The sequence below is a fragment of the Legionella busanensis genome (assembly GCF_900461525.1).
Lineage (GTDB): Bacteria > Pseudomonadota > Gammaproteobacteria > Legionellales > Legionellaceae > Legionella_C > Legionella_C busanensis.
This window is the reverse complement of sequence record NZ_UGOD01000001.1, coordinates 812,489-831,444: the sequence shown is the minus strand read 5'-3', so window position 1 is coordinate 831,444 and position 18,956 is coordinate 812,489. Positions and strand designations below refer to the sequence as shown.

The window sequence follows — 18,956 nt, the reverse complement described above, 5'->3', positions numbered from 1 at the left end:
GAAAAATACAAAGATTAATCTAATTGACGTAGATGTGGAAATAAAATGACATCGCGTATAGAAGGTGAATTAGTAAAAAGCATGACTAACCTATCAATACCAATACCTTCGCCTGCTGTTGGTGGTAAACCATACTCAAGAGCCTCAATATAATCATGATCAAAGTGCATGGCTTCTAAATCCCCAGCTTCTTTTTCAGTAACTTGTTTATGAAAACGCTCAGCTTGATCTTCCGCATCATTAAGCTCTGAAAAGCCATTAGCAATTTCACGGCCAGCAATAAAAAATTCAAAGCGATCAGTAATAGTTGGATCTTTATCATTACGTCTCGCTAGTGGTGATACTTCTGTTGGATAACCCGTAATAAATGTAGGCTGAATTAATAAATGCTCCACTGTTTCTTCAAAAATAATCATTTGTAACTTACCTAATCCATCCGTAGATTTATAAGGTAATTGCAACTGCTCTAAAATAGCTTTGCATTCCTCTACAGTTTCTAACTGAGTAGACGTCAGATTAGAATGGTAATGTAAAATTGCTTCTTTAACACTTAAGCGCGCAAAAGGTTCATTAAAATTAATTTCCTGACCTTGATAATTAATTTTTCGGCTACCTAAAACAACATCACATAAATGCTGCATTAAATCTTGAGTACAATCCATTAAATCCTGATAATCGGCGTAAGCTTGATAAAATTCAACCATAGTGAACTCAGGGTTATGGCGCGTTGAAATACCTTCATTACGGAAATTACGGTTGATTTCATATACGCGTTCAAATCCACCAACAACTAAACGCTTAAGATATAATTCCGGAGCAATCCGTAAAAACATATCCATGTTTAAACTATTGTGATGGGTAATAAAAGGTCTAGCTAAAGCCCCGCCCGGAATAGGATGCATCATCGGCGTCTCTACTTCAAGAAAATGATGGCTATCCATATACTGGCGAAAGGCTTTAATTAATTGCGAACGAATTAAAAAAGTGCGACGCGACTCTTCATTGGCAATTAAATCCACATAGCGCTTGCGATAACGCATTTCTTGATCAGCTAAACCATGGAATTTATCGGGTAAAGGCCTTAATGATTTTGTAAGCAAAACGACATTACTGGCATGAATACTCAATTCACCGGTATTCGTTTTAAATAACTCTCCTTCTACACCAACAATATCACCTAGATCCCATTCTTTAAATTGCTCATAGACTTCAGGTAAATCATTTTGCTTTATATACACTTGAATACGACCCGATACATCCTGAATATGAAAAAAGCTCGCCTTTCCCATAATTCGACGTAAAACAATACGACCGGCAACGGCAACTTGAATTTTTTCTGCAGCTAATTCTTCTTTCGTACACTCTTTATATTGATCGATTATATTAGCAGCATAATATTTTCGACGAAAACCATTAGGAAAATTAAACCCCTGCTCGCGTAAATTAGCTAATTTTTGTTTACGAATTAAATATACTTCACTTTCATCTACGATTACTTCTGTCATACTGCTGCCCCTATACCAGCTTTTAAACTGGCTTCTATAAATTTATCCAGATCCCCATCTAATACAGCTTGCGTATTACTTGTTTCAACCCCGGTTCTTAAATCTTTAATACGTGATTGATCTAAGACATAAGAGCGTATCTGTGAGCCCCAACCAATATCTGATTTTGTGGCCTCAAGTGCTTGCTGTTCTGCATTTTTCTTTTGTAGTTCCATTTCATAAAGCTTTGCTCGCAGTTGTTTCATGGCGCTGTCTTTATTCTTGTGTTGACTTCTATCTGTTTGACATTGCACCACTATCCCTGTTGGCATATGTGTTATTCGTACTGCTGAATCAGTACGGTTAACATGCTGCCCGCCTGCGCCTGAAGCCCGATACGTATCAATACGTAAATCAGCAGGGTTAACTTCAATCTCTATATCCTCATCAATTTCCGGTGAAACAAATACAGCGGCAAATGAGGTATGGCGTCTATTACCTGAATCAAAAGGCGACTTGCGAACTAACCGGTGTACACCTGTTTCGGTCCGTAACCAACCGTAGGCATATTCACCTACGACATGAATAGTTGCACTTTTAATTCCCGCAACTTCACCTGGTGAGCATTCTATTAACGTCATATTAAAACCGTGATGCTCACCCCAACGTAAATACATACGTAGTAGCATTTCTGCCCAATCTTGCGCTTCTGTTCCACCTGAGCCTGCTTGAATATCTAAATAAGCGTATGCACCATCCATTTTACCTGAAAACATGCGGCGAAATTCTAATTTTGCTACCTGCTGTTCTAATGAGGCAACTTCTTTAGCAACATCATTGATGGCTTCTTCATCATTTTCCTCGCGCGCCAACTCAAAAAGTTCAGTTAAATCAATGATATTTTTAGCTAAGGACTGCAAGTGGTGAACAACGGATTCTAGCTGGACACGCTCCCGCCCTAAGGCCTGAGCATGCTCTGGATTATCCCAAATGGCAGCCGATTCGAGCTCACGCGTCACTTCTTCTAGGCGCTCTTGCTTACTATCGAAGTCAAAGATACCCCCGAAGTGCGTTGGTTCGCTCACTTAAATCATGTAAAGTTATATTAATTTGATTTACTTCAAGCATTTTAATTTCATAGTTAATTGATAAAGTGCTTAAGTTTACAGGGAAAGCCCAAAACAGGCTAGAAACAGGTGAAAACTTGGTGTCTCTCTTGTCTTTTCTCTTAAAATAATTTAAAATTTTAGATCATAATGTTAAAATATTAAACAGAATTAAGGAATTTTGCTATGCCTAAACCTAAAGAGAATCCAGCTCAAAAAAAAGAGCAAATACTAACTCCGCTCACCCCAATGAAGTCAGCAGCAGAGCTACATGATGAAGAGTATCAATATGAGTTGGAGCAAGCAAGAAAGCAAAAGAAAAATGAGCAAAGTAACCCTACCATAGTTAATACTGCGCCTAAAAGTAAAGATTTCGACGACATTGTTGCAGCCTTCATTACTCAATTTGAGAAAAAAGGTGGTAAATACGATAAAGCTAAAAATAGCTTTGAATTTCCTACCTTAGAGCAAGCTAAAGTGTTCTTTAAAGAGCAGGCTCAAAAAAATAGAGCCTTCTTTGGACGTGAATCAACGCCTGATGGAAAGCCAAAGCCTGGAGGTTATAATATATTCTCTTTAGGTGATGGTCAAAGTTATGAAGGAACGCTTCAAGAAATACGTAATAAGTTAAAAGCAATGGAAGATACGCTTGAAGAAGGTAATCCCCTTAAAGAAAAATATAAACAAGCTGGGCTTACCTTTGAAACACTTATGGTAAAAGAAGGATTAAAAGAAACTAAGGAAAAAGCAAAAGTCGTACAAGGAGAATTTAGTCCTGAAGACGATGAAGAAACCAATCAAGCAAAAATGCAGTAAGCTTTAAGCTCTTCTGAAACTTAAACATAATATATTTATTACTTAAGACTAGGTGGAGCTAATGTATTTGTATTAAAAGGAATCGTAATATTTTCTGGACGCTGCCAGAAAAGAAACTTTAACTTTTTTACTAGCAAGTAAGTTGGGGTTGAGTTAGCATCATTTACCCTAGAGTGTGCAGCAGATTCTCTCTGCTGCTCCTTTCTAACTTCTTTAACTATTTCTTGACTTAGCAGGTTAGTCAAGGGCGTTTTAGTCGTTAATTTTTCTTCTACTTCATTAATATGCTGTAACTGCAATTGTAAACGGTCTCTAATGATTTTTTCACTTCTATCAAGAATTAATTTTTTAACCAAGGAGATTATACCTATCGCTACAAAGGTACCAACAGACAAGATAATACCGCTTGGTAAAAATGACCAAGCAGCCATAATGCCAACAATTAAAATGGCTGCCACTAAGTTAATAAAAGCGCTATTGCGTCGATTAAAGTAACTATATTCATTACGAATGTGACTACGATAAAGATTTAAGTCTAGGGTAGTTGGCAAGGCATCTCTAGCGATATATTTAATAGCATAATGACCTAATGAAAAGAGCTCCTTAGCCACATTTAAGACAGAAGCCAAAATAAATAAACCGCCAATTAGAGGCGTCATTGGTGAGGCTGCAATAATCCATAAAACATAAGCTACAAAGTTAACAATAAAACTTGCCACTACAAAACCGTTATCATGCAAACGTTTAAGAAGCGTTCTTTTGGTATCTGTATGGTTATTATAAAGATAGTATCCAGTTGAAAAGACCTTAGAAATAAGTCCTAAAAGCGGTAGACTAAACGTAGATAAAATAAATGATTGCAGGGCAAGCCTAACCGCTACTAATTGCGGTATAAAAAGCGAAGACAGAAAAATCATTAATGCCCCAAACCCAGCCAGGGTAAGATTTTTCTTTCTTATCTGGGTTTTCTCATCAATTAACTGCAAAAGATAGCTTATTTGAATAAAACCACGACGATTTAATTTTTCTAGGAATTGGTAGAGATTTTTTCGCTTAATATAGCTTGGCCATTGAGATTTAGGAATATTTAGATTGGCTAAAATATTTTGAACTTGTTCAACAATGTCCTCATCATCGGTAATAATAACTTCCTTGAAGTTAATTTTTAATGCATCTAGATTGTATTTATAATAAGCTAACTCGTTTTTTACAACGTCTGCTCTTTCTCCTTTAATATAATTATTAAAGACCTTTAGATTATCTAATACTGATTTCAAGGGATAATTTAAGATGAAATTAGGAATTAATAGCTATGCATATTAAAAAAATCTTCTTTCATTTGCAATGTTTTAGCCTCCATGGCTTTATTTTAGGCAATGATAGGCATCTTTCCAAACTGACTGCAAAGACATAAAGCGGTCAAAAAGGATTGAAAAAGCGCAGTGTACAAGAAGTACATGCGCTTTTTTAAGTTATTTAGCTTTCTTAAGGAGTGATAACATTTCTGCTTTATTTAAATAGCCAGCAGAAGTAAGTCCACTTCGCTCAGCACCTAATGAATCAAAGAAAATCATCTCTGGTAAACCATAAATCGCAAATTTTTTCTTAATTTCACGTGTTTCAGGGGTATTATCGCTTAAATTTACCTTCAGACTAACTAAACCATTCATAGTTTTAATAATATCTGGTTGATTAAAAACATGTGCTTCCATCGCCTGGCAATCACTGCACCAAGTTGCATAGAATTCGAGAAATACAGGTTTATGAGCTTGCTTAGCCTGAATCAGTTGGGCATTAATTTCCTCTAAAGTATTTACCTTTATAAAGGGAGCCTCTTTAGGCGCTGCAATAGTATGAGTATTAGCATTAGCATTATTTTTAACCATAGTGGGGACTAACGAATACAACATGATCCCACTTATCATTAATGCCAAACTACCAAAGATTTGCATGACTCTCTGTCCATTTGACGTGGTATTTTGAAAAAGTCCGAGATAAAAACTTACCATAATCAATAAAAGAGCCCATAAAACATTGATAATGGTATTGGGAAGAATTCGAGATAACATCCAAATGGCCATTCCCAGCATTAAAAGACCAAAAAACTGTTTAATTTTAATCATCCACAGGCCTGTATTAGGTAATAAAGAGCCATATCCTGCGCCTACTAACAACAATGGGGTTCCCATACCTAAGGCCATTACAAATAAAATTAAGCCCCCTTTTAATACCTGGCCTTCTTGCCCAATATAAGTTAATACCCCAATTAAAGGTGCCGTTACGCAGGGCGAGACAATCAGGGTTGAAATGACACCCATCAAAGCAACAGAAATAAAACTCTTATTATTGCTCTTCTGGCTTAACTGGCTTAAACGAGAATTAAACGAGCTAGGAAGACGTAGATGGAAAATATCTAACATAGATAGTGCCATTAGTATAAATAAAACGCTAAAGGTGCCAATAATCCAAGGCTGCTGCATTAAAGTCTGCACCGTGCTACCTAAATACGCAGCTAGCATGCCGGCTAGCGCATAGGTTAATGCCATACCTATAACATAGGCTGCTGAAAGCTTAAAAGCCCTTGATAAAGATAACGAATTTTGGCCAACGATAATGCCTGATAAAATAGGCACCATAGGTAATACGCAGGGTGTAAAAGCCAATAATACACCAAGCCCAAAAAAGATAGTTAAATAAACCCAGGGGCTATTCTCTTGAATAAGGTGCGCTAACGTTAAAGGATTTGAGCTATCAAAGCCGACAGGTAGCGCCCAGGTTGAGCTAACAATACCTATAAGCCCTATTAAGCTTAATAAATAAGTATTCTTTTTCATATAGTCCTCATAATCTATGTATAGCTAATTTTCATTAGCTACTTAATCTAAGTTCAACTGAAGCAATAGGATTAAATCGGCTAAAGAATTAGTGCTTTAACCTAAGTTCAGCATTCAAAATTATTTGCTTAAATTTTTAAAACTAGATTACATAAATTAAATAGGTGGCTTAAAGGGTGAGTCATGTGGCGGGGTAGAAACTAAATAAGGTAAGGAAAAAAACAATAGCCCAATAGGAATAAATAAATAGGGCAAACAACCTAAGTAGTGTTCCTCAGCCGTATAATAAGTAGAAGATTGGCACAAGGCATTTATTGCTGCTCTAGTTGGACATTCTGCGGTCTGAGTATATTGGCTGGTTGATAAAGGCTGATTATTCAGGAAAAGTGAAACGGGCTTAATGAAAGTAAAAATTAAGCTCAAGATAAAGAAATACTTAACTATACGGTTAGATATCTTCATAATAAAAAATATTAACACAAGAAGTTTGTTCTAACAAATAAGTTTATTAGTGAATTTAAATAATATCCTTATTAAGCTTTTGAATTTTAATATTTTTTTATTTTTAAGATAAACCTCCAATTGAATTAACCGAACAAGTGGATAATCTTAATCCTAAAATTTGACTATTAAGGGCATGATTTATAATAGAATTTTAAATAAAAGTTATTAAACTAGATAAAAGGCCAGCAAAAATTTAATATTGCTCTAATTTCTTTCTATTTTTATTTTTCCACTCAGTATCAATCGATCCCTTCTCTAAGCTTTTTAAGCTATGATCAAGAGCCACTCTCTCATCAAACACAAAACAGTGACCTTCCCACATAGAGTTTTCAACAGGCATGGTAGCTAAGTAATTTAAAATACCACCATTAAGCTGATAAACCTGTTTAAAACCTAATTTCTTTAAATAAGCTGTGGATTTCTCACACCGGATACCGCCAGTACAATACATGGCAACTTTCTTATCTTTTTTATCAAGAAGATGTTTTTCCACATACTCAGGCAGGTCTCTAAAATTTTCTGTTTCTGGATTGGTAGCGCCTTTAAAGGTACCCAACTTCACTTCATAATCGTTTCGTGTATCAATGACAATAACATTAGGATCGGTAAGTAATTCATTCCATTCTTCGGGTGTCAAATGGATGCCTGTCTCATCTTTAGGGTTTATTTCAGGTGTACCTAAAGTGACAATTTCTTTGCGTAATTTTACCTTTGCTTTATCAAATGGATTAAAATCATCATAGGTTTTACGAAAGGATAGCTCACTTAATTCTGTAAAGCTTTTTAAATAATTTTCTAAATAAGTGACTGATTCCTCTTCCCCACAAAACGTACCATTTATACCTTCTGCAGCGAGAATAATGGTGCCACGAATATTTTTTTCCTTCATGACCATTAATAAGGGCTCTTTCATTGCTTCGTAATTGGTAAGCGGCGTAAATTGATAAAAAGTTGCAATTGTATATAAACTCATTTTCGACCTAATTAAACTTCTTTTCTAATCAACTATATTATATCTAATTATTGCTAAGACGAGTGGATACTTCATAAAGTTGCTAATAAAAAAACCATATTTTATCTTAAAATTTAGATAATGAGTACTAAAAGCTTTTTTATTTAAACTTAAAGTATTTTTACTATTTATCTATCTTTTTTCTTTTAGTTACCAAATAACACAGCGATTTGGATTTATCATCGGACTTGGACTTGTGATATTAAATGCGGTTGCAAATTGAGGAATATTCGCTAAAGGCCCATTAACTCGATAAACTGCTGGTGGATGAGGATCCGTTGTTACTAAGTTACGTAATTGTTCTGGACGTATATTAGCAGCCCAAACGTGCGCCGCGCCCAAAAAGAATTGTTGCTCAGGTATAAAACCTGCAATAGTTTTAGCCTGTTTATAAGCTTCTGACTTATGAAACGCTAGATATGCTAATAAAACACCGCCTAGATCTGCCGTGGCTTCACCCACTACGAGTTCACCTTGGATAGCTAGACCATCCACTTTATAATCAGCATATTGTTTAACAATACATTGAGTCGCTTGATGAAAGCGCTCTAAATCTTTTGGTGACCACCAATTTTTTAAGTTACCATGTCCATCAAATTGTGCCCCTTGATCGTCAAAACCATGCGTAATCTCATGACCAATAACAAATCCAATAGAACCATAATTTACTGCAGCAGGCGCATTAGGATCAAAAAACGGTGGCTGTAAAATGCCAGCGGGAATATTAATATTGTTCATTGAAGGATCATAATAAGCATTAATCGTTTGCGGTGTCATCTCCCATTCTTCTCTATCAACAGGCTTATCAATTTTATTTAAATCTCTTTTAAGCAAAAACTGATTAGCACGAATGACATTTAAAACATAAGGTCCTCTATCAATTTTTAATTGTGAATAGTCACGCCACTTATTTGGATACCCTACTCGTTCTTCCATTAAAGCCAGTTTTTCTAATGCTGCTTTTCGAGTGCTTGGTGTCATCCAGCTTAAAGTTTGTAGATCAGTTTCCAGAGCTTGTCGGATATTGTGTAAAATGGCTAACACAGCCGTTTTTGATTGTTCAGAAAAATACTTCTCGACATATAATTTACCAATTGCAAACCCTAAGAGGCTGTTTTCCGTACTTACAACTCGCTTCCAACGTGGTAATAATTTTTGTGCGCCTGTTAAAGCCTTTACCATATTAAAATCTTCATCTACAAAGGGTTGAGATAAATAGGGAGCAAACCCATCTAAAAGATGCCATTGTAAATATATCTTCCAATTATCTATAGGAATAGTTTTTAATAGGCTATTGATTCCAATGAAGAAATCAGGCATTGCGATATTAATCGTTTTGATATTTGGTAAACCTAAAGCTTCAAAATAGCTTGTCCAAAAAAAATTAGGCATAAGCGCTTCTAACTCTTTGCGAGTCTTGATATTAAATGTTGCTTTTATATCTCGCTGTTTAACTTGGGGCATCGATATTTTAGCTAAGTCTGTTTCTATATCCATTACTGTCTTTGCTTTTTGTTTAGCAAGTGATGAACTATCACCTATCAGTTCAAACATACGAGCAATATGAGTAAAATACGCTTCTCTTATAGCTTTAAATTTAGGATCTTCCTTTAGATAATAGTCCCTATCAGGTAAACCTAAGCCTCCTTGTACCGCTACGCCAATCACTTGTTGACTATTTTTATAATCTGTCATGCTACTAATATTAAATAGTACATCGACCCCTATTAATTGCAATTGCGTAATAACAGCTTGCAAATCAATTTGGTTTTTAATGTCATTAATTTGATTAATAAAAGGTTTTAGTGGCATAAAGCCTAATTTATCAATTGTAACTGTATCCATACCGCTAGCATAAAAATCGCCTATTTTTTGTTCGATACTTCCTGAAGTAGAGGGTTTATTAGCAGCACTAATTAACAATAGATGAAGCTTATTTTGTATATCTTCCTGTAGGATATTAAATGTACTCCAACTGGCATATTGAGGAGGAATTGGATGGGTTTTCTGCCATGTGCCATTAGCATATTTATAAAAATTTTCACTAGGAAATACCTTGTTATCTAACCAATCTAAATGGAGTGCTTGTGTTAAAGAGTTATTAGGGTTTGGACTAGCATATAAGTAAGTAGAACTTAGAAAGAATAACGTATAAATAAAAAATCTACTTAAAATCATAATAGCCCTTATTAAAAACTTAGATTTATTGATTTAAATAAGCTTCATATTAAGCTTAAACTTAAAAAACCTATTTTAAATAGCCACTTAGCAACTGCCTAATTTAACAATCTCAAATTACCATAATTCTTTAGCAAAACAAATTGCTATACTTGAAATAAGAAAAATGTAGGAACGAGATATGCGAATATTAAATAATCTCCTATTTCATTTGTTAACATTAGTAAAATTAGTTATTTGGATTTTTATTTTCCTTACTTTATTTGGACTTGCTAAGCCCTATATTACTAATATAAACAAATATAATTATTTAACACCCATAGTCAATTTCGAAAAAACAATAAACAATAACGTTAAAAAATATGTCCCTACTACGATATCTGGTAAAGATATGTCTAGGCCAATTACGATTATTTTCTTCATTATTTTATCTATTCTCACTACGCAAGCAAAAATAGCACTAAAAGAACAAGTCCGAAGATCTAAGATGAAAAAAGAGCTAGGTTTATTAAAGGGTAAAGCAGGTACTGAAAAACAACGTCAATCTATAAATAAACTGGAAGAGCAACTTGAGCATAATCCTACAGGCAAAAATAGACAACAATTATTAAAAGAATTTGTTCTTTTAAAAAAGGAACTAGAAAAAACAGGCAGAAATCTTTCGTTTTTAGCAGTTGACGTTGTCGATTCTACCGGCATGAAACAAGGTGAAGATCCGGTTATTGTGGAAAGTGATTTTAATGAATATCGTAACTTTGTTTGCAATAAATTTAAGGATGCTGGATATATAAAGGCTTCTTGGACGCCAGATGGGGTCATGGCCTGCTTTAATACGACTGAACAAGCTATCAATGCAGCTCGTCAAATTATCTCTGGTTTAGATAATTTTAATAAACACACAAAAATGATGAAAGCAGATTTTAAAGTACGTTGTGGTGTAAATACGGGATTTGTATATTATGATTTATCAACGCCACTTGAAGAATTTAGTGATAGAGTTATTGATATTGCCGGACACATGCAAAAACATGCCAAGCCTAATACTATTTATGTGGCACAAGAAATTATTAAACCTATCAAAACCTATGAAGACTTTGAATCTAGTCAGGTTACTGTAGATGGATTTGAGGTGTCTGAATGGAATCCTAAAACAACAAATTCAACTAACAGTAATCAGTTACCGTCTTAATATAGATAGAATTTATTTTAATCTAATAGAACAAACCAAATTGACTATGCTATATTATTTTGGATTTTAACTAACTTAAAAGGGACTTTAATTATGAAACTTAAATTAGCTACACTTAGCCTGCTTTCTACTTTTACTATGCCTATCGTATTTGCAGCAGCTACAACTAACAGTACTGATAATGCAACTACTCAAACAACAGCTACTCAGCATAACGCTGGTAATGTAAATCAAACTAATACAAGCTCAAATCAACAAGCTAATAACCAGCAAAACCAAAAAGACAGCCAGATATTAGGTATTTTGGTGGTATTAAATCAAAATGAAATATCAGCAGCTGATCTTGTTACTAAAAAGAAAGATGTTAATTCTTCAGTCAAAAAATATGCAAAGATGCTAGCTAAAGAACACTCTAAAAACTTAAAAGAAACAATGAAGCTTAGTCATAGTATCGGCTCGCCTATCCACAATGATACAGCTAATAATTTAAAGCAAAAAGGACAAGATGAATTAAACACTTTAAATCCCCTAACCGGTGCTGCGTTAGACAAGGCTTATATTGATGCAATGGTACAGGATCACCAGCAAGCTATACAGTTATTCGATAATGATTTATTACCTAGTGTAAGTAATAAGAAATTAAAAAATCAGTTAACTGAAACCCGTAAGCATTTAGTTAAACATTTAGAAGAGGCACAGCAGATTCAAAAGAAATTAGATAAAATGGATAACGCTGCAAGTACTTCTAACCAATCTAATACTACAAACACATCAAATACGGCTCAATAATAAACTGCTTAGATTCTTTAAAATAACTGCAATAAGAAGAACTTAAGTTCTTCTTATTGCTTAATGGAACTGTACGCTTATTGATTATTACTGCCAGCTCCTGTGGTACCAGTGCCTGTATCAGTAGTTCCTGTAGTACCAGTACCTGTAGTACCAGTACCTGTAGTACCAGTACCTGTAGTTCCACCAGTAGTTCCTGTAGTACCAGTCGTTGCAGGTACATCTGTTGTAGTCGTTGTAGAACTATTTACTGTAGTGTTAGATGCAGGAACAGTAGCGCTAGGTGTTTCTACATTAATTGTGCTATTTCCTGGTGCCGGTGTAGTCGTTGTATTAGTCGTATTATGATCCCCTAATACATAATAAAGAATCACACCAATGATTACTACAATGACAACTATCGCAACAATAGCAACATTATTACTAGAATTATGGTCTGCCATTACAATCTCCTTTTATTTATCCTTGTTCCCTACGTCTATTATTATAGAACTAATAACAAACTATGCCATCAAATTTATTCAGGCATAATTAATAATTAAAAATCAACGGCATGACTATTGCAAGAGAATAAACAGGTAAAAAGTAATTTTTAAATATAATTGATGCCTTTTAATAAATAACGTCATTTTAAAGGTCAAAGCTAAACCGGAGGAATAGGTCGTGCAAGTGAGTCAAGCGATTTATGAGAACGAAGAAATTTTTAAGAAAGAGCTAATGACTTCTTTTCGATCTGTTCGCGAAAAAACTGAAAAACTATGCCAAGTATTAATTACAGAAGATTATATTATTCAAGGTATGCCGGATGTTAGTCCTCCAAAGTGGCATTTAGCACATACAACCTGGTTTTTTGAAACCTTTATTTTACTAAAATCCAAATATTATCGACCTTTTAAGAAGTCTTATGATTATTTATTTAATTCTTACTACTTAGGAATCAATCAACCTTTTCCCCGCGCAAATCGAGGATTATTATCTAGGCCGTCTGTAGCTGACATCTATAGTTATCGAGGCCATGTTGATAAGCAAATTTTAGAGCTCATTAATAAATCATCATCTAATAAATTAAATAACCTCTATTCTTTAATGCGTTTGGGTATAGAACATGAGCAGCAGCATCAAGAATTATTATTAATGGATATTAAATATAATTTTTCTCTCCATCCTGATTTGCCTACTTATTGGGCCCTGGAAACATCTAAATCACATGCAAGTGAGACACCGCTAGAGTTTATCGATGTAGAAGAGGGTAATTTTATAATGGGTTATCAAGGTATAAATTTTTGCTTTGATAATGAGCTTCCCTATCACCAACATTTTATAACGAACTTCTCAATTGCTAACAGACTTGTTACTAATGGAGAATACTTGGAATTTATGCTAGCAGGTGGCTATAAAGATCCTGCTTTATGGCTGGCAGATGGCTGGGACTGGATAAAAAATAATGCTATTACCAAACCTTTATATTGGTTAGATATAGATAATTGTTGGTATGAGTTTACATTAACAGGATCAAAGCTTATAAACTATTGTGAGCCTGTTTCCCACATTAGTTATTTTGAAGCAGATGCTTATGCAAGATGGCGATCTTGCCGTCTACCAACTGAGGCAGAGTGGGAATATTTTGTAACTCAAAATCAATTACCATTAGATGGTAATTTCTTAGAGCAAGATTTTTATCATCCACAATCTGCCCATAATCAATCAACAGATGTGACTGCAAAACAGTTTTTCGGTGATCTATGGGAATGGACATCTAGTCCTTACTCAGCATATCCTCAATATAAACCTTTTTCTGGCTTAGTTGGGGAATATAATGGGAAGTTTATGAATAATCAATATGTTCTTCGCGGAGGCTGCTGTATATCGCCACAAGAACATATTCGAGCAACTTATCGTAATTTTTATCAGCCAGAAAAGCGATGGGTATTTAGCGGTATTCGACTAGCAAAGGATAATTAAAAAGGAGTTTTAATGACTGCTAATTTAAATATAACCACATTGGAGCAACCTAATTTAGTTGAAAAGAATAAAACCATTCTAACGGATATATTAAATGGTTTAACAAGTGAAAAAAAATTTATTTCATCTAAGTATTTTTATGATGAAAAAGGAAGTGAGTTATTTAATAAAATAACTCGTCATCCGGATTATTACTTAACGAATTGCGAATTAGAAATTCTACGAAATCATAAAGCTGAAATTGCTGACTTACTCAATCAACAAAGTTTTAATCTTATAGAACTTGGCCCTGGAGAAGGTATTAAAGGCCGTATACTTATTGAATATTTTTTGCAAAATTCTTTAGACTTTACCTATTATGCAATTGATATTTCTAATAAGTACTTAAATCAAATTATTAATCAATATAACCAAGATTTTCCTGATTTAACGTTAGTTGCCTTAAATTCTGATTATCTTAAAGGATTACAATGGTTAAAAAAACAATCCTATAGAAAAAATTTATTGTTATTTTTAGGCTCAAGTATTGGTAATTTTAATTACGACCATACACAAAATTTTCTGCAAGAAATTTGGTCTTATTTAGAAGATGGTGATTATTTCTTAATTGGATTTGACTTGCGAAAGGATATTGATATTTTATTACGCGCCTATAACGACAAGGATGGTATTACACGCGCATTTAATTTTAACTTATTACATCGTTTAAATCAGGAGTTGGGTGCTAATTTTGATGCAACATTATTTTATCACTATGCACCTTACAATGTATATTCAGGAGCAATGGAAAGCTATCTTATTAGTTCCCAAAAGCAAACTGTTTTTATCAAAGCACTTGATAAATCCATTCATTTTTCTGAATTCGAGCCTATTCATTTAGAATTCTCATATAAATATTTATTATCACAAATTAAGGAGTTCGCTAAAAAAAGTAGCTTTACAATTGTTAAAAACTTTTTTGATTCGAAAAATTATTTTGTTGATTCACTTTGGCAAGTTCATAAATAAAATTTATTTTTTGATTACAGGAAACCTATGATTAACATGACAGATTTATTACAGTCTGTTGTTATTTTTGTTTGATTCAGCCAATTAACTCCCTTAATATACCTTTATTTCTGTGAAGGTTTAATTTTAAATGAATGTTATAAAAAATAATCTCAGCCATCTTATTTTTCTTAGTCGATGGCTGCAAGCACCTTTATATTTTGGCCTTATTTTAATTTTAGGCGCTTATGCTTATCGATTTATTGTTGAGTTATTTCACTTACTTATTCATATTCAATCTTTTGATGATACACACATTATGCTTGGTGTATTAGATTTAATTGATGTTGTAATGATAGCTAACTTACTCATTATGGTTATTATGGGTGGGTATGATACCTTTATTTCTGAGCTTAGCTTACAGTCACATCCAGATTTACCTGAATGGCTTGATCACTTAGATGCAGGTGCAATGAAAGTTAAGCTTGCCGTTGCCTTAATTGGTATCTCTTCTATTCATTTGCTAAGAACTTTTATAGATCCATCTAAACAAAGTAATTATGCTGTTATGTGGCAGGTTGTTATTCATTTAACTTTAGTGATTTCAGCATTAGCAATTACTTATACTAACCGTTTAGTCAATAGTAAAAGGCATTAATTAATCTAATTTAGAGCCAATTTTTTCAAATTAATTAGTAGATATAAAATATATTTCTCTACTTAATCTTAGGGCCTGTTGGCATTTGTTATCACGGATCAAAACCAGCCTAATTTGCGTAAATTTCAGTTTGAATTTGTTAAATAGGGCTGCAATTCGCCTCATTCAATCTAAAATTTACCCTAAATTATCCAGATTTTGAGCTTGCAACACTAAATGCTAACAGGCTCTAATTTGACAGAGGTTATAATTAACATACATAATAAGATAATAGGTTAATGAATAAGTTTTAACCTAGATCCTCTAGGCCGGCGACAATGGATTGTATAAGGACTTTTGCTAATAAAAGAATTATATGTCAGGAAACTTGCAGGCAGAAAATATCAAAAATCCTCATTAAAATACATTTCCTTCTCCGGTAAGAGCTAAAGAAAAATGAATTTGGGTCGAAAATAGAGTCACCTACTGAAGTAATAAATGCTTAAACCAATGGCTAAGTAAAGATTTATTTCTGTTATTAACCTAGGAGCAATCATGGATAATAAAAAAAAACCAAAGCAAGATAACTCGAAAGAAGATCAACAAGATAAAAATACCCGCGGTCAACAGCATGGCCAAAATAAAGAAAGGCAATTTGAGCATGGAGAAAGCCAACAAGGTATTAATGGGCATAAATCAAAGTAAGATCACATAAAATTTTTCTATTCCTTCAGTGAATAGATACTTATTAATCAGAGAAAATAATGCACACGCAAAAATATACTTCAAATAATCTTTCTACTGCCGAAAAGCTATTTAAAAATTTCTGTGATAGTTATAAACATCGCGATTTACCTCATATACTGAGTCTATTTACAGAGAATGCTACTTTGTGGGGCACAGGTATTGATGAATATCGCTATGGATTGAAAGAAATTGAAGAGCAATTGTTACGTGCTTGGAGTCAATCTGAAGATAGTGAAATTACCATTATTAATTTTAATCCTGCGCCTGCTCATTCTTTCTGGGCTAGCGCTAACTGTATTGCGAAATTATGGATTGACGGGCAAACTTACATTTTAGAGCACTTAAGAATTACCATTTGCATTGATGAGGAAGACCAGGCTTGGAAAATTGCGCATCTTCATGCTTCCTTTCCTGATTTTAGGAATCCTCGCGATAGTGCATTCCCTATTACAGGAAGCTAATAGATAGAATCAAAACGGCCTATTATTTCATTCCTTTTTATAAAGAAAGATACAAAATCTGCTTAAATTTTTGCTATTATTTAATCTATCTGGTTTTAATCTTTATCTATACCATGACTCAATATTTACAAATCTCCAGTAAAATAAAAGCCTGGACAAAACATGTTATGTTTGATGAGAATGCTAAAGAGCAAATTATGAACTTAGCCTCTTTACCTATTATCTATAAACATATTGCTATAATGCCCGATGTACACTTAGGCATTGGTGCTACGGTAGGCTCTGTTATACCGACTAAAAAAGCAGTTATCCCAGCTGCTGTTGGGGTAGATATTGGCTGCGGTATGATAGCGATGCGAACCAATTTATTTGCTAAGGATTTACCTGATGATTTATATAAACTACGTCTAGCAATTGAAAAAACTATTCCAGTTGGATTTGATAAGTGGACAGAACAAACGCTACCACAACCGGCTATTAACATCTGGAAAGATAAACTTAATAAAGGTTATCTCTTTCTAAGAGAGAAACACCCTTCCATAGGGCCAGCTAAACAAGCCAAGCATCATTCTAATCCAGTAAGTCAACTTGGTACACTGGGTGGGGGTAATCATTTCATAGAATTGTGTTTAGATGAACAACAACAACTTTGGCTAATGTTACATAGTGGCTCTAGAGGAATAGGTAATATCATTGGAACTTATTTTATTGAATTAGCTAAACATGATATGCAAGGCGCACTAGGTCAATTACCCGATAGAAATTTAGCTTATTTTACTAAGGGGACAAAGCACTTTGATGATTATTTTCATGCTGTTAACTGGGCTCAAAATTATGCTAAATGTAACAGAGATATTATGTTGCAAATTCTTGTTCAAACAGTAAGTAATTTTTTAGGTATACCTATTCATACTGACTTATACGTGGTCAATTGTCATCATAATTATGTTGCAGAAGAAAACCATTTTGGTAAACAAGTTTACATTACTCGGAAAGGTGCTGTCTCTGCTAAAAAAGACGAGTTAGGCATTATTCCTGGTAGTATGGGTGCAAAGTCTTTTATTGTTAGAGGATTAGGTAATCAAGAAAGCTTTAATAGTTGTAGTCATGGTGCTGGGCGCGTGATGTCACGGCATCAAGCGAAAAAATCAATTAGCCTAGCTGAACATAAGGTAGCTACTAAATCAGTTGAGTGTCGTAAGGATAAAAATATACTTGATGAAAGCCCCGCTGCCTATAAAAATATTGATGCTGTAATGAAATCTCAAGAAGATTTAGTAGAAATACTGTTTACTTTAAAACAAATTTTATGTGTTAAGGGCTAAAAGGAATTAACCTCGTTAATAACCTCTGCTATCCTCTTATTGATAGAATTTATGTAAGTGTTCAGAAGAGAAATATTGAATATCAGTGAACAATTACAAATTTATTTAATCAATAGTGTACAAGGATAGTAAATGACTTTTTTCTACGCGATAGGAAGGAATACTACTCGAATTCTTCTCTCATTTAATCTCTTTTTCGCGTTTATAGGTCATGTAGGTCATAGTGCAATTAGAGCAGTTTTTGGCCCTCCAACTATTACATGGCTTAATGTACTAAAGATTCTTTATAACTCTGGAACAGCAATTGTTATTCCACTTACTCTTATTAGTATTTTATCAGCGGGCACTTTGTGTCTTAACCTCTATTTTACTTTACAAAATTTTAATTTGCATGAGAAAGCTCTTCCAATTGCCCAAACTATGTTAACGAGGGATCTATTGCCTCTTTTGATAGGATTAGTATTGTGTGTGCAATCTTCACTTAATTTGATTATTACCCGTATTAGAATTACAAAGTTACGTCATACACCACACGAAGTTATCCTTACCTACATATTACCTATATTTATAGGCACTAATATGTGTGCTGTACTTTTATACGCCTATACGCTTACGGCTTCTTTAATTGGTTTGGCTTATATATTTAATTACTACTTTAATCTGACATTATATGAGTATATGCTTCATATTAGTCATGCAGTAAAACTTACCAATTTAATGATTGGAACCATCAAAACAGTTTTATTTGCTACCATTGTAAGTTTAACAGCTGGTTATTATTATTATTTAGCTGCGATTATACATATTCCTCTACGCACTGCTGTATCTCGGATTTTAACACGTGGTGCTCTATGGATTATCGTAATAGGCGCCTTATTAAAAGTTCTACGGATTTAAATGATCGCTAAGATAATTTTAAGGATAA

The 18,956-nt window shown here is 33.9% G+C and carries 18 protein-coding genes; 10 read left to right on the top strand and 8 right to left on the bottom strand.

Annotation, left to right across the window (positions count from 1 at the left end; all coding sequences use genetic code 11):
• Nucleotides 1-14: 14 nt before the first annotated feature.
• Complete coding sequence (gene lysS, locus DYH30_RS03800; protein WP_115330380.1) at nucleotides 15-1,505, bottom strand: lysine--tRNA ligase; 1,491 nt, start codon at nucleotides 1,503-1,505, stop codon at nucleotides 15-17.
• A protein-coding gene (gene prfB / locus DYH30_RS03795; protein ID WP_115330379.1) for a peptide chain release factor 2 occupies nucleotides 1,502-2,612 on the bottom strand; the annotation gives its coding sequence in 2 pieces (ribosomal slippage) (nucleotides 1,502-2,536 and nucleotides 2,538-2,612; 1,110 coding nt in all). The genes lysS and prfB overlap by 4 nt, the downstream gene beginning before the upstream one ends.
• A gap of 164 nt (nucleotides 2,613-2,776) precedes the next feature.
• On the opposite strand from prfB, the gene DYH30_RS03790 reads away from it, so the two are divergent.
• Complete coding sequence (locus DYH30_RS03790) at nucleotides 2,777-3,406, top strand: hypothetical protein (RefSeq protein ID WP_115330378.1); 630 nt, start codon at nucleotides 2,777-2,779, stop codon at nucleotides 3,404-3,406.
• 38 nt (nucleotides 3,407-3,444) lie between these two features.
• Here DYH30_RS03790 and DYH30_RS03785 read toward each other — a convergent pair whose 3' ends face one another.
• The 5 genes from DYH30_RS03785 to DYH30_RS03765 all read right to left on the bottom strand — a co-directional run bounded on the left by DYH30_RS03785 (nucleotide 3,445) and on the right by DYH30_RS03765 (nucleotide 9,934).
• Entirely contained in the window at nucleotides 3,445-4,683 is a 1,239-nt protein-coding gene (locus DYH30_RS03785; protein WP_115330377.1) for a hypothetical protein, read from the bottom strand.
• 195 nt (nucleotides 4,684-4,878) lie between these two features.
• Nucleotides 4,879-6,240, bottom strand: a complete 1,362-nt coding sequence (gene dsbD, locus DYH30_RS03780) for a protein-disulfide reductase DsbD (protein WP_115330376.1) — start codon at nucleotides 6,238-6,240, stop codon at nucleotides 4,879-4,881.
• A 156-nt stretch (nucleotides 6,241-6,396) separates the two neighbouring features.
• A complete protein-coding gene (locus tag DYH30_RS03775; protein WP_479724376.1) occupies nucleotides 6,397-6,702 on the bottom strand; it encodes a lpg1681 family protein in 306 nt (101 codons plus the stop codon).
• Between the two features lie 235 nt (nucleotides 6,703-6,937).
• Nucleotides 6,938-7,717: an oxygen-dependent tRNA uridine(34) hydroxylase TrhO gene (gene trhO / locus DYH30_RS03770; RefSeq protein ID WP_115330374.1), complete on the bottom strand. Its 780-nt coding sequence runs from the start codon at nucleotides 7,715-7,717 to the stop codon at nucleotides 6,938-6,940.
• Between the two features lie 189 nt (nucleotides 7,718-7,906).
• Nucleotides 7,907-9,934 (bottom strand): M13 family metallopeptidase, encoded by a 2,028-nt coding sequence (locus DYH30_RS03765; RefSeq protein WP_115330373.1) that lies wholly within the window; start codon nucleotides 9,932-9,934, stop codon nucleotides 7,907-7,909.
• 181 nt (nucleotides 9,935-10,115) lie between these two features.
• Here DYH30_RS03765 and DYH30_RS03760 point away from each other — a divergent pair, with 181 nt between their 5' ends.
• Both DYH30_RS03760 and DYH30_RS03755 read left to right on the top strand, forming a co-directional pair.
• The gene (locus DYH30_RS03760) at nucleotides 10,116-11,123 is read left to right on the top strand and encodes an adenylate/guanylate cyclase domain-containing protein (RefSeq protein ID WP_115330372.1); all 1,008 of its coding nucleotides are present in this window, start codon (nucleotides 10,116-10,118) and stop codon (nucleotides 11,121-11,123) included.
• 93 nt (nucleotides 11,124-11,216) lie between these two features.
• Nucleotides 11,217-11,912: a DUF4142 domain-containing protein gene (locus DYH30_RS03755; protein WP_115330371.1), complete on the top strand. Its 696-nt coding sequence runs from the start codon at nucleotides 11,217-11,219 to the stop codon at nucleotides 11,910-11,912.
• Between the two features lie 77 nt (nucleotides 11,913-11,989).
• On the opposite strand, the gene DYH30_RS03750 is transcribed toward DYH30_RS03755, so the two are convergent.
• Entirely contained in the window at nucleotides 11,990-12,355 is a 366-nt protein-coding gene (locus tag DYH30_RS03750; RefSeq protein ID WP_115330370.1) for a hypothetical protein, read from the bottom strand.
• Nucleotides 12,356-12,575: 220 nt separating this feature from the next.
• On the opposite strand from DYH30_RS03750, the gene egtB reads away from it, so the two are divergent.
• The 7 genes from egtB (at nucleotide 12,576) to DYH30_RS03720 (ending at nucleotide 18,928) form a co-directional block, all read left to right on the top strand.
• Nucleotides 12,576-13,874, top strand: coding sequence for an ergothioneine biosynthesis protein EgtB (egtB, locus tag DYH30_RS03745; RefSeq protein ID WP_207385775.1), 1,299 nt, complete (start codon nucleotides 12,576-12,578; stop codon nucleotides 13,872-13,874).
• A 12-nt stretch (nucleotides 13,875-13,886) separates the two neighbouring features.
• Nucleotides 13,887-14,882: an L-histidine N(alpha)-methyltransferase gene (gene egtD / locus DYH30_RS03740; protein ID WP_115330369.1), complete on the top strand. Its 996-nt coding sequence runs from the start codon at nucleotides 13,887-13,889 to the stop codon at nucleotides 14,880-14,882.
• Between the two features lie 130 nt (nucleotides 14,883-15,012).
• Nucleotides 15,013-15,519 carry a TIGR00645 family protein gene (locus DYH30_RS03735; protein WP_115330368.1) on the top strand — a complete coding sequence of 169 codons (507 nt, stop codon included), beginning with the start codon at nucleotides 15,013-15,015 and terminating at the stop codon, nucleotides 15,517-15,519.
• Between the two features lie 534 nt (nucleotides 15,520-16,053).
• Nucleotides 16,054-16,203 carry a hypothetical protein gene (locus DYH30_RS17900; RefSeq protein WP_160116148.1) on the top strand — a complete coding sequence of 50 codons (150 nt, stop codon included), beginning with the start codon at nucleotides 16,054-16,056 and terminating at the stop codon, nucleotides 16,201-16,203.
• Nucleotides 16,204-16,262: 59 nt separating this feature from the next.
• Complete coding sequence (locus DYH30_RS03730; protein WP_115330367.1) at nucleotides 16,263-16,706, top strand: nuclear transport factor 2 family protein; 444 nt, start codon at nucleotides 16,263-16,265, stop codon at nucleotides 16,704-16,706.
• 167 nt (nucleotides 16,707-16,873) lie between these two features.
• Complete coding sequence (locus tag DYH30_RS03725) at nucleotides 16,874-18,031, top strand: RtcB family protein (RefSeq protein ID WP_278043130.1); 1,158 nt, start codon at nucleotides 16,874-16,876, stop codon at nucleotides 18,029-18,031.
• A gap of 132 nt (nucleotides 18,032-18,163) precedes the next feature.
• Nucleotides 18,164-18,928, top strand: coding sequence for an ABC transporter permease (locus tag DYH30_RS03720; RefSeq protein ID WP_115330365.1), 765 nt, complete (start codon nucleotides 18,164-18,166; stop codon nucleotides 18,926-18,928).
• The last annotated feature ends 28 nt before the right edge of the window (nucleotides 18,929-18,956 follow it).

What these genes read in the sequence shown, in the direction of transcription:
- lysS (WP_115330380.1), bottom strand. Translation starts at nt 1,505, where the DNA reads ATGACAGAAGTAATCGTAGATGAAAGTGAAGTATATTTAATTCGTAAA.
- DYH30_RS03790 (WP_115330378.1), top strand. Translation starts at nt 2,777, where the DNA reads ATGCCTAAACCTAAAGAGAATCCAGCTCAAAAAAAAGAGCAAATACTA.
- dsbD (WP_115330376.1), bottom strand. Translation starts at nt 6,240, where the DNA reads ATGAAAAAGAATACTTATTTATTAAGCTTAATAGGGCTTATAGGTATT.
- DYH30_RS03775 (WP_479724376.1), bottom strand. Translation starts at nt 6,702, where the DNA reads ATGAAGATATCTAACCGTATAGTTAAGTATTTCTTTATCTTGAGCTTA.
- trhO (WP_115330374.1), bottom strand. Translation starts at nt 7,717, where the DNA reads ATGAGTTTATATACAATTGCAACTTTTTATCAATTTACGCCGCTTACC.
- DYH30_RS03765 (WP_115330373.1), bottom strand. Translation starts at nt 9,934, where the DNA reads ATGATTTTAAGTAGATTTTTTATTTATACGTTATTCTTTCTAAGTTCT.
- DYH30_RS03760 (WP_115330372.1), top strand. Translation starts at nt 10,116, where the DNA reads ATGCGAATATTAAATAATCTCCTATTTCATTTGTTAACATTAGTAAAA.
- DYH30_RS03755 (WP_115330371.1), top strand. Translation starts at nt 11,217, where the DNA reads ATGAAACTTAAATTAGCTACACTTAGCCTGCTTTCTACTTTTACTATG.
- DYH30_RS03750 (WP_115330370.1), bottom strand. Translation starts at nt 12,355, where the DNA reads ATGGCAGACCATAATTCTAGTAATAATGTTGCTATTGTTGCGATAGTT.
- egtD (WP_115330369.1), top strand. Translation starts at nt 13,887, where the DNA reads ATGACTGCTAATTTAAATATAACCACATTGGAGCAACCTAATTTAGTT.
- DYH30_RS03735 (WP_115330368.1), top strand. Translation starts at nt 15,013, where the DNA reads ATGAATGTTATAAAAAATAATCTCAGCCATCTTATTTTTCTTAGTCGA.
- DYH30_RS17900 (WP_160116148.1), top strand. Translation starts at nt 16,054, where the DNA reads ATGGATAATAAAAAAAAACCAAAGCAAGATAACTCGAAAGAAGATCAA.
- DYH30_RS03730 (WP_115330367.1), top strand. Translation starts at nt 16,263, where the DNA reads ATGCACACGCAAAAATATACTTCAAATAATCTTTCTACTGCCGAAAAG.
- DYH30_RS03725 (WP_278043130.1), top strand. Translation starts at nt 16,874, where the DNA reads ATGTTTGATGAGAATGCTAAAGAGCAAATTATGAACTTAGCCTCTTTA.
- DYH30_RS03720 (WP_115330365.1), top strand. Translation starts at nt 18,164, where the DNA reads ATGACTTTTTTCTACGCGATAGGAAGGAATACTACTCGAATTCTTCTC.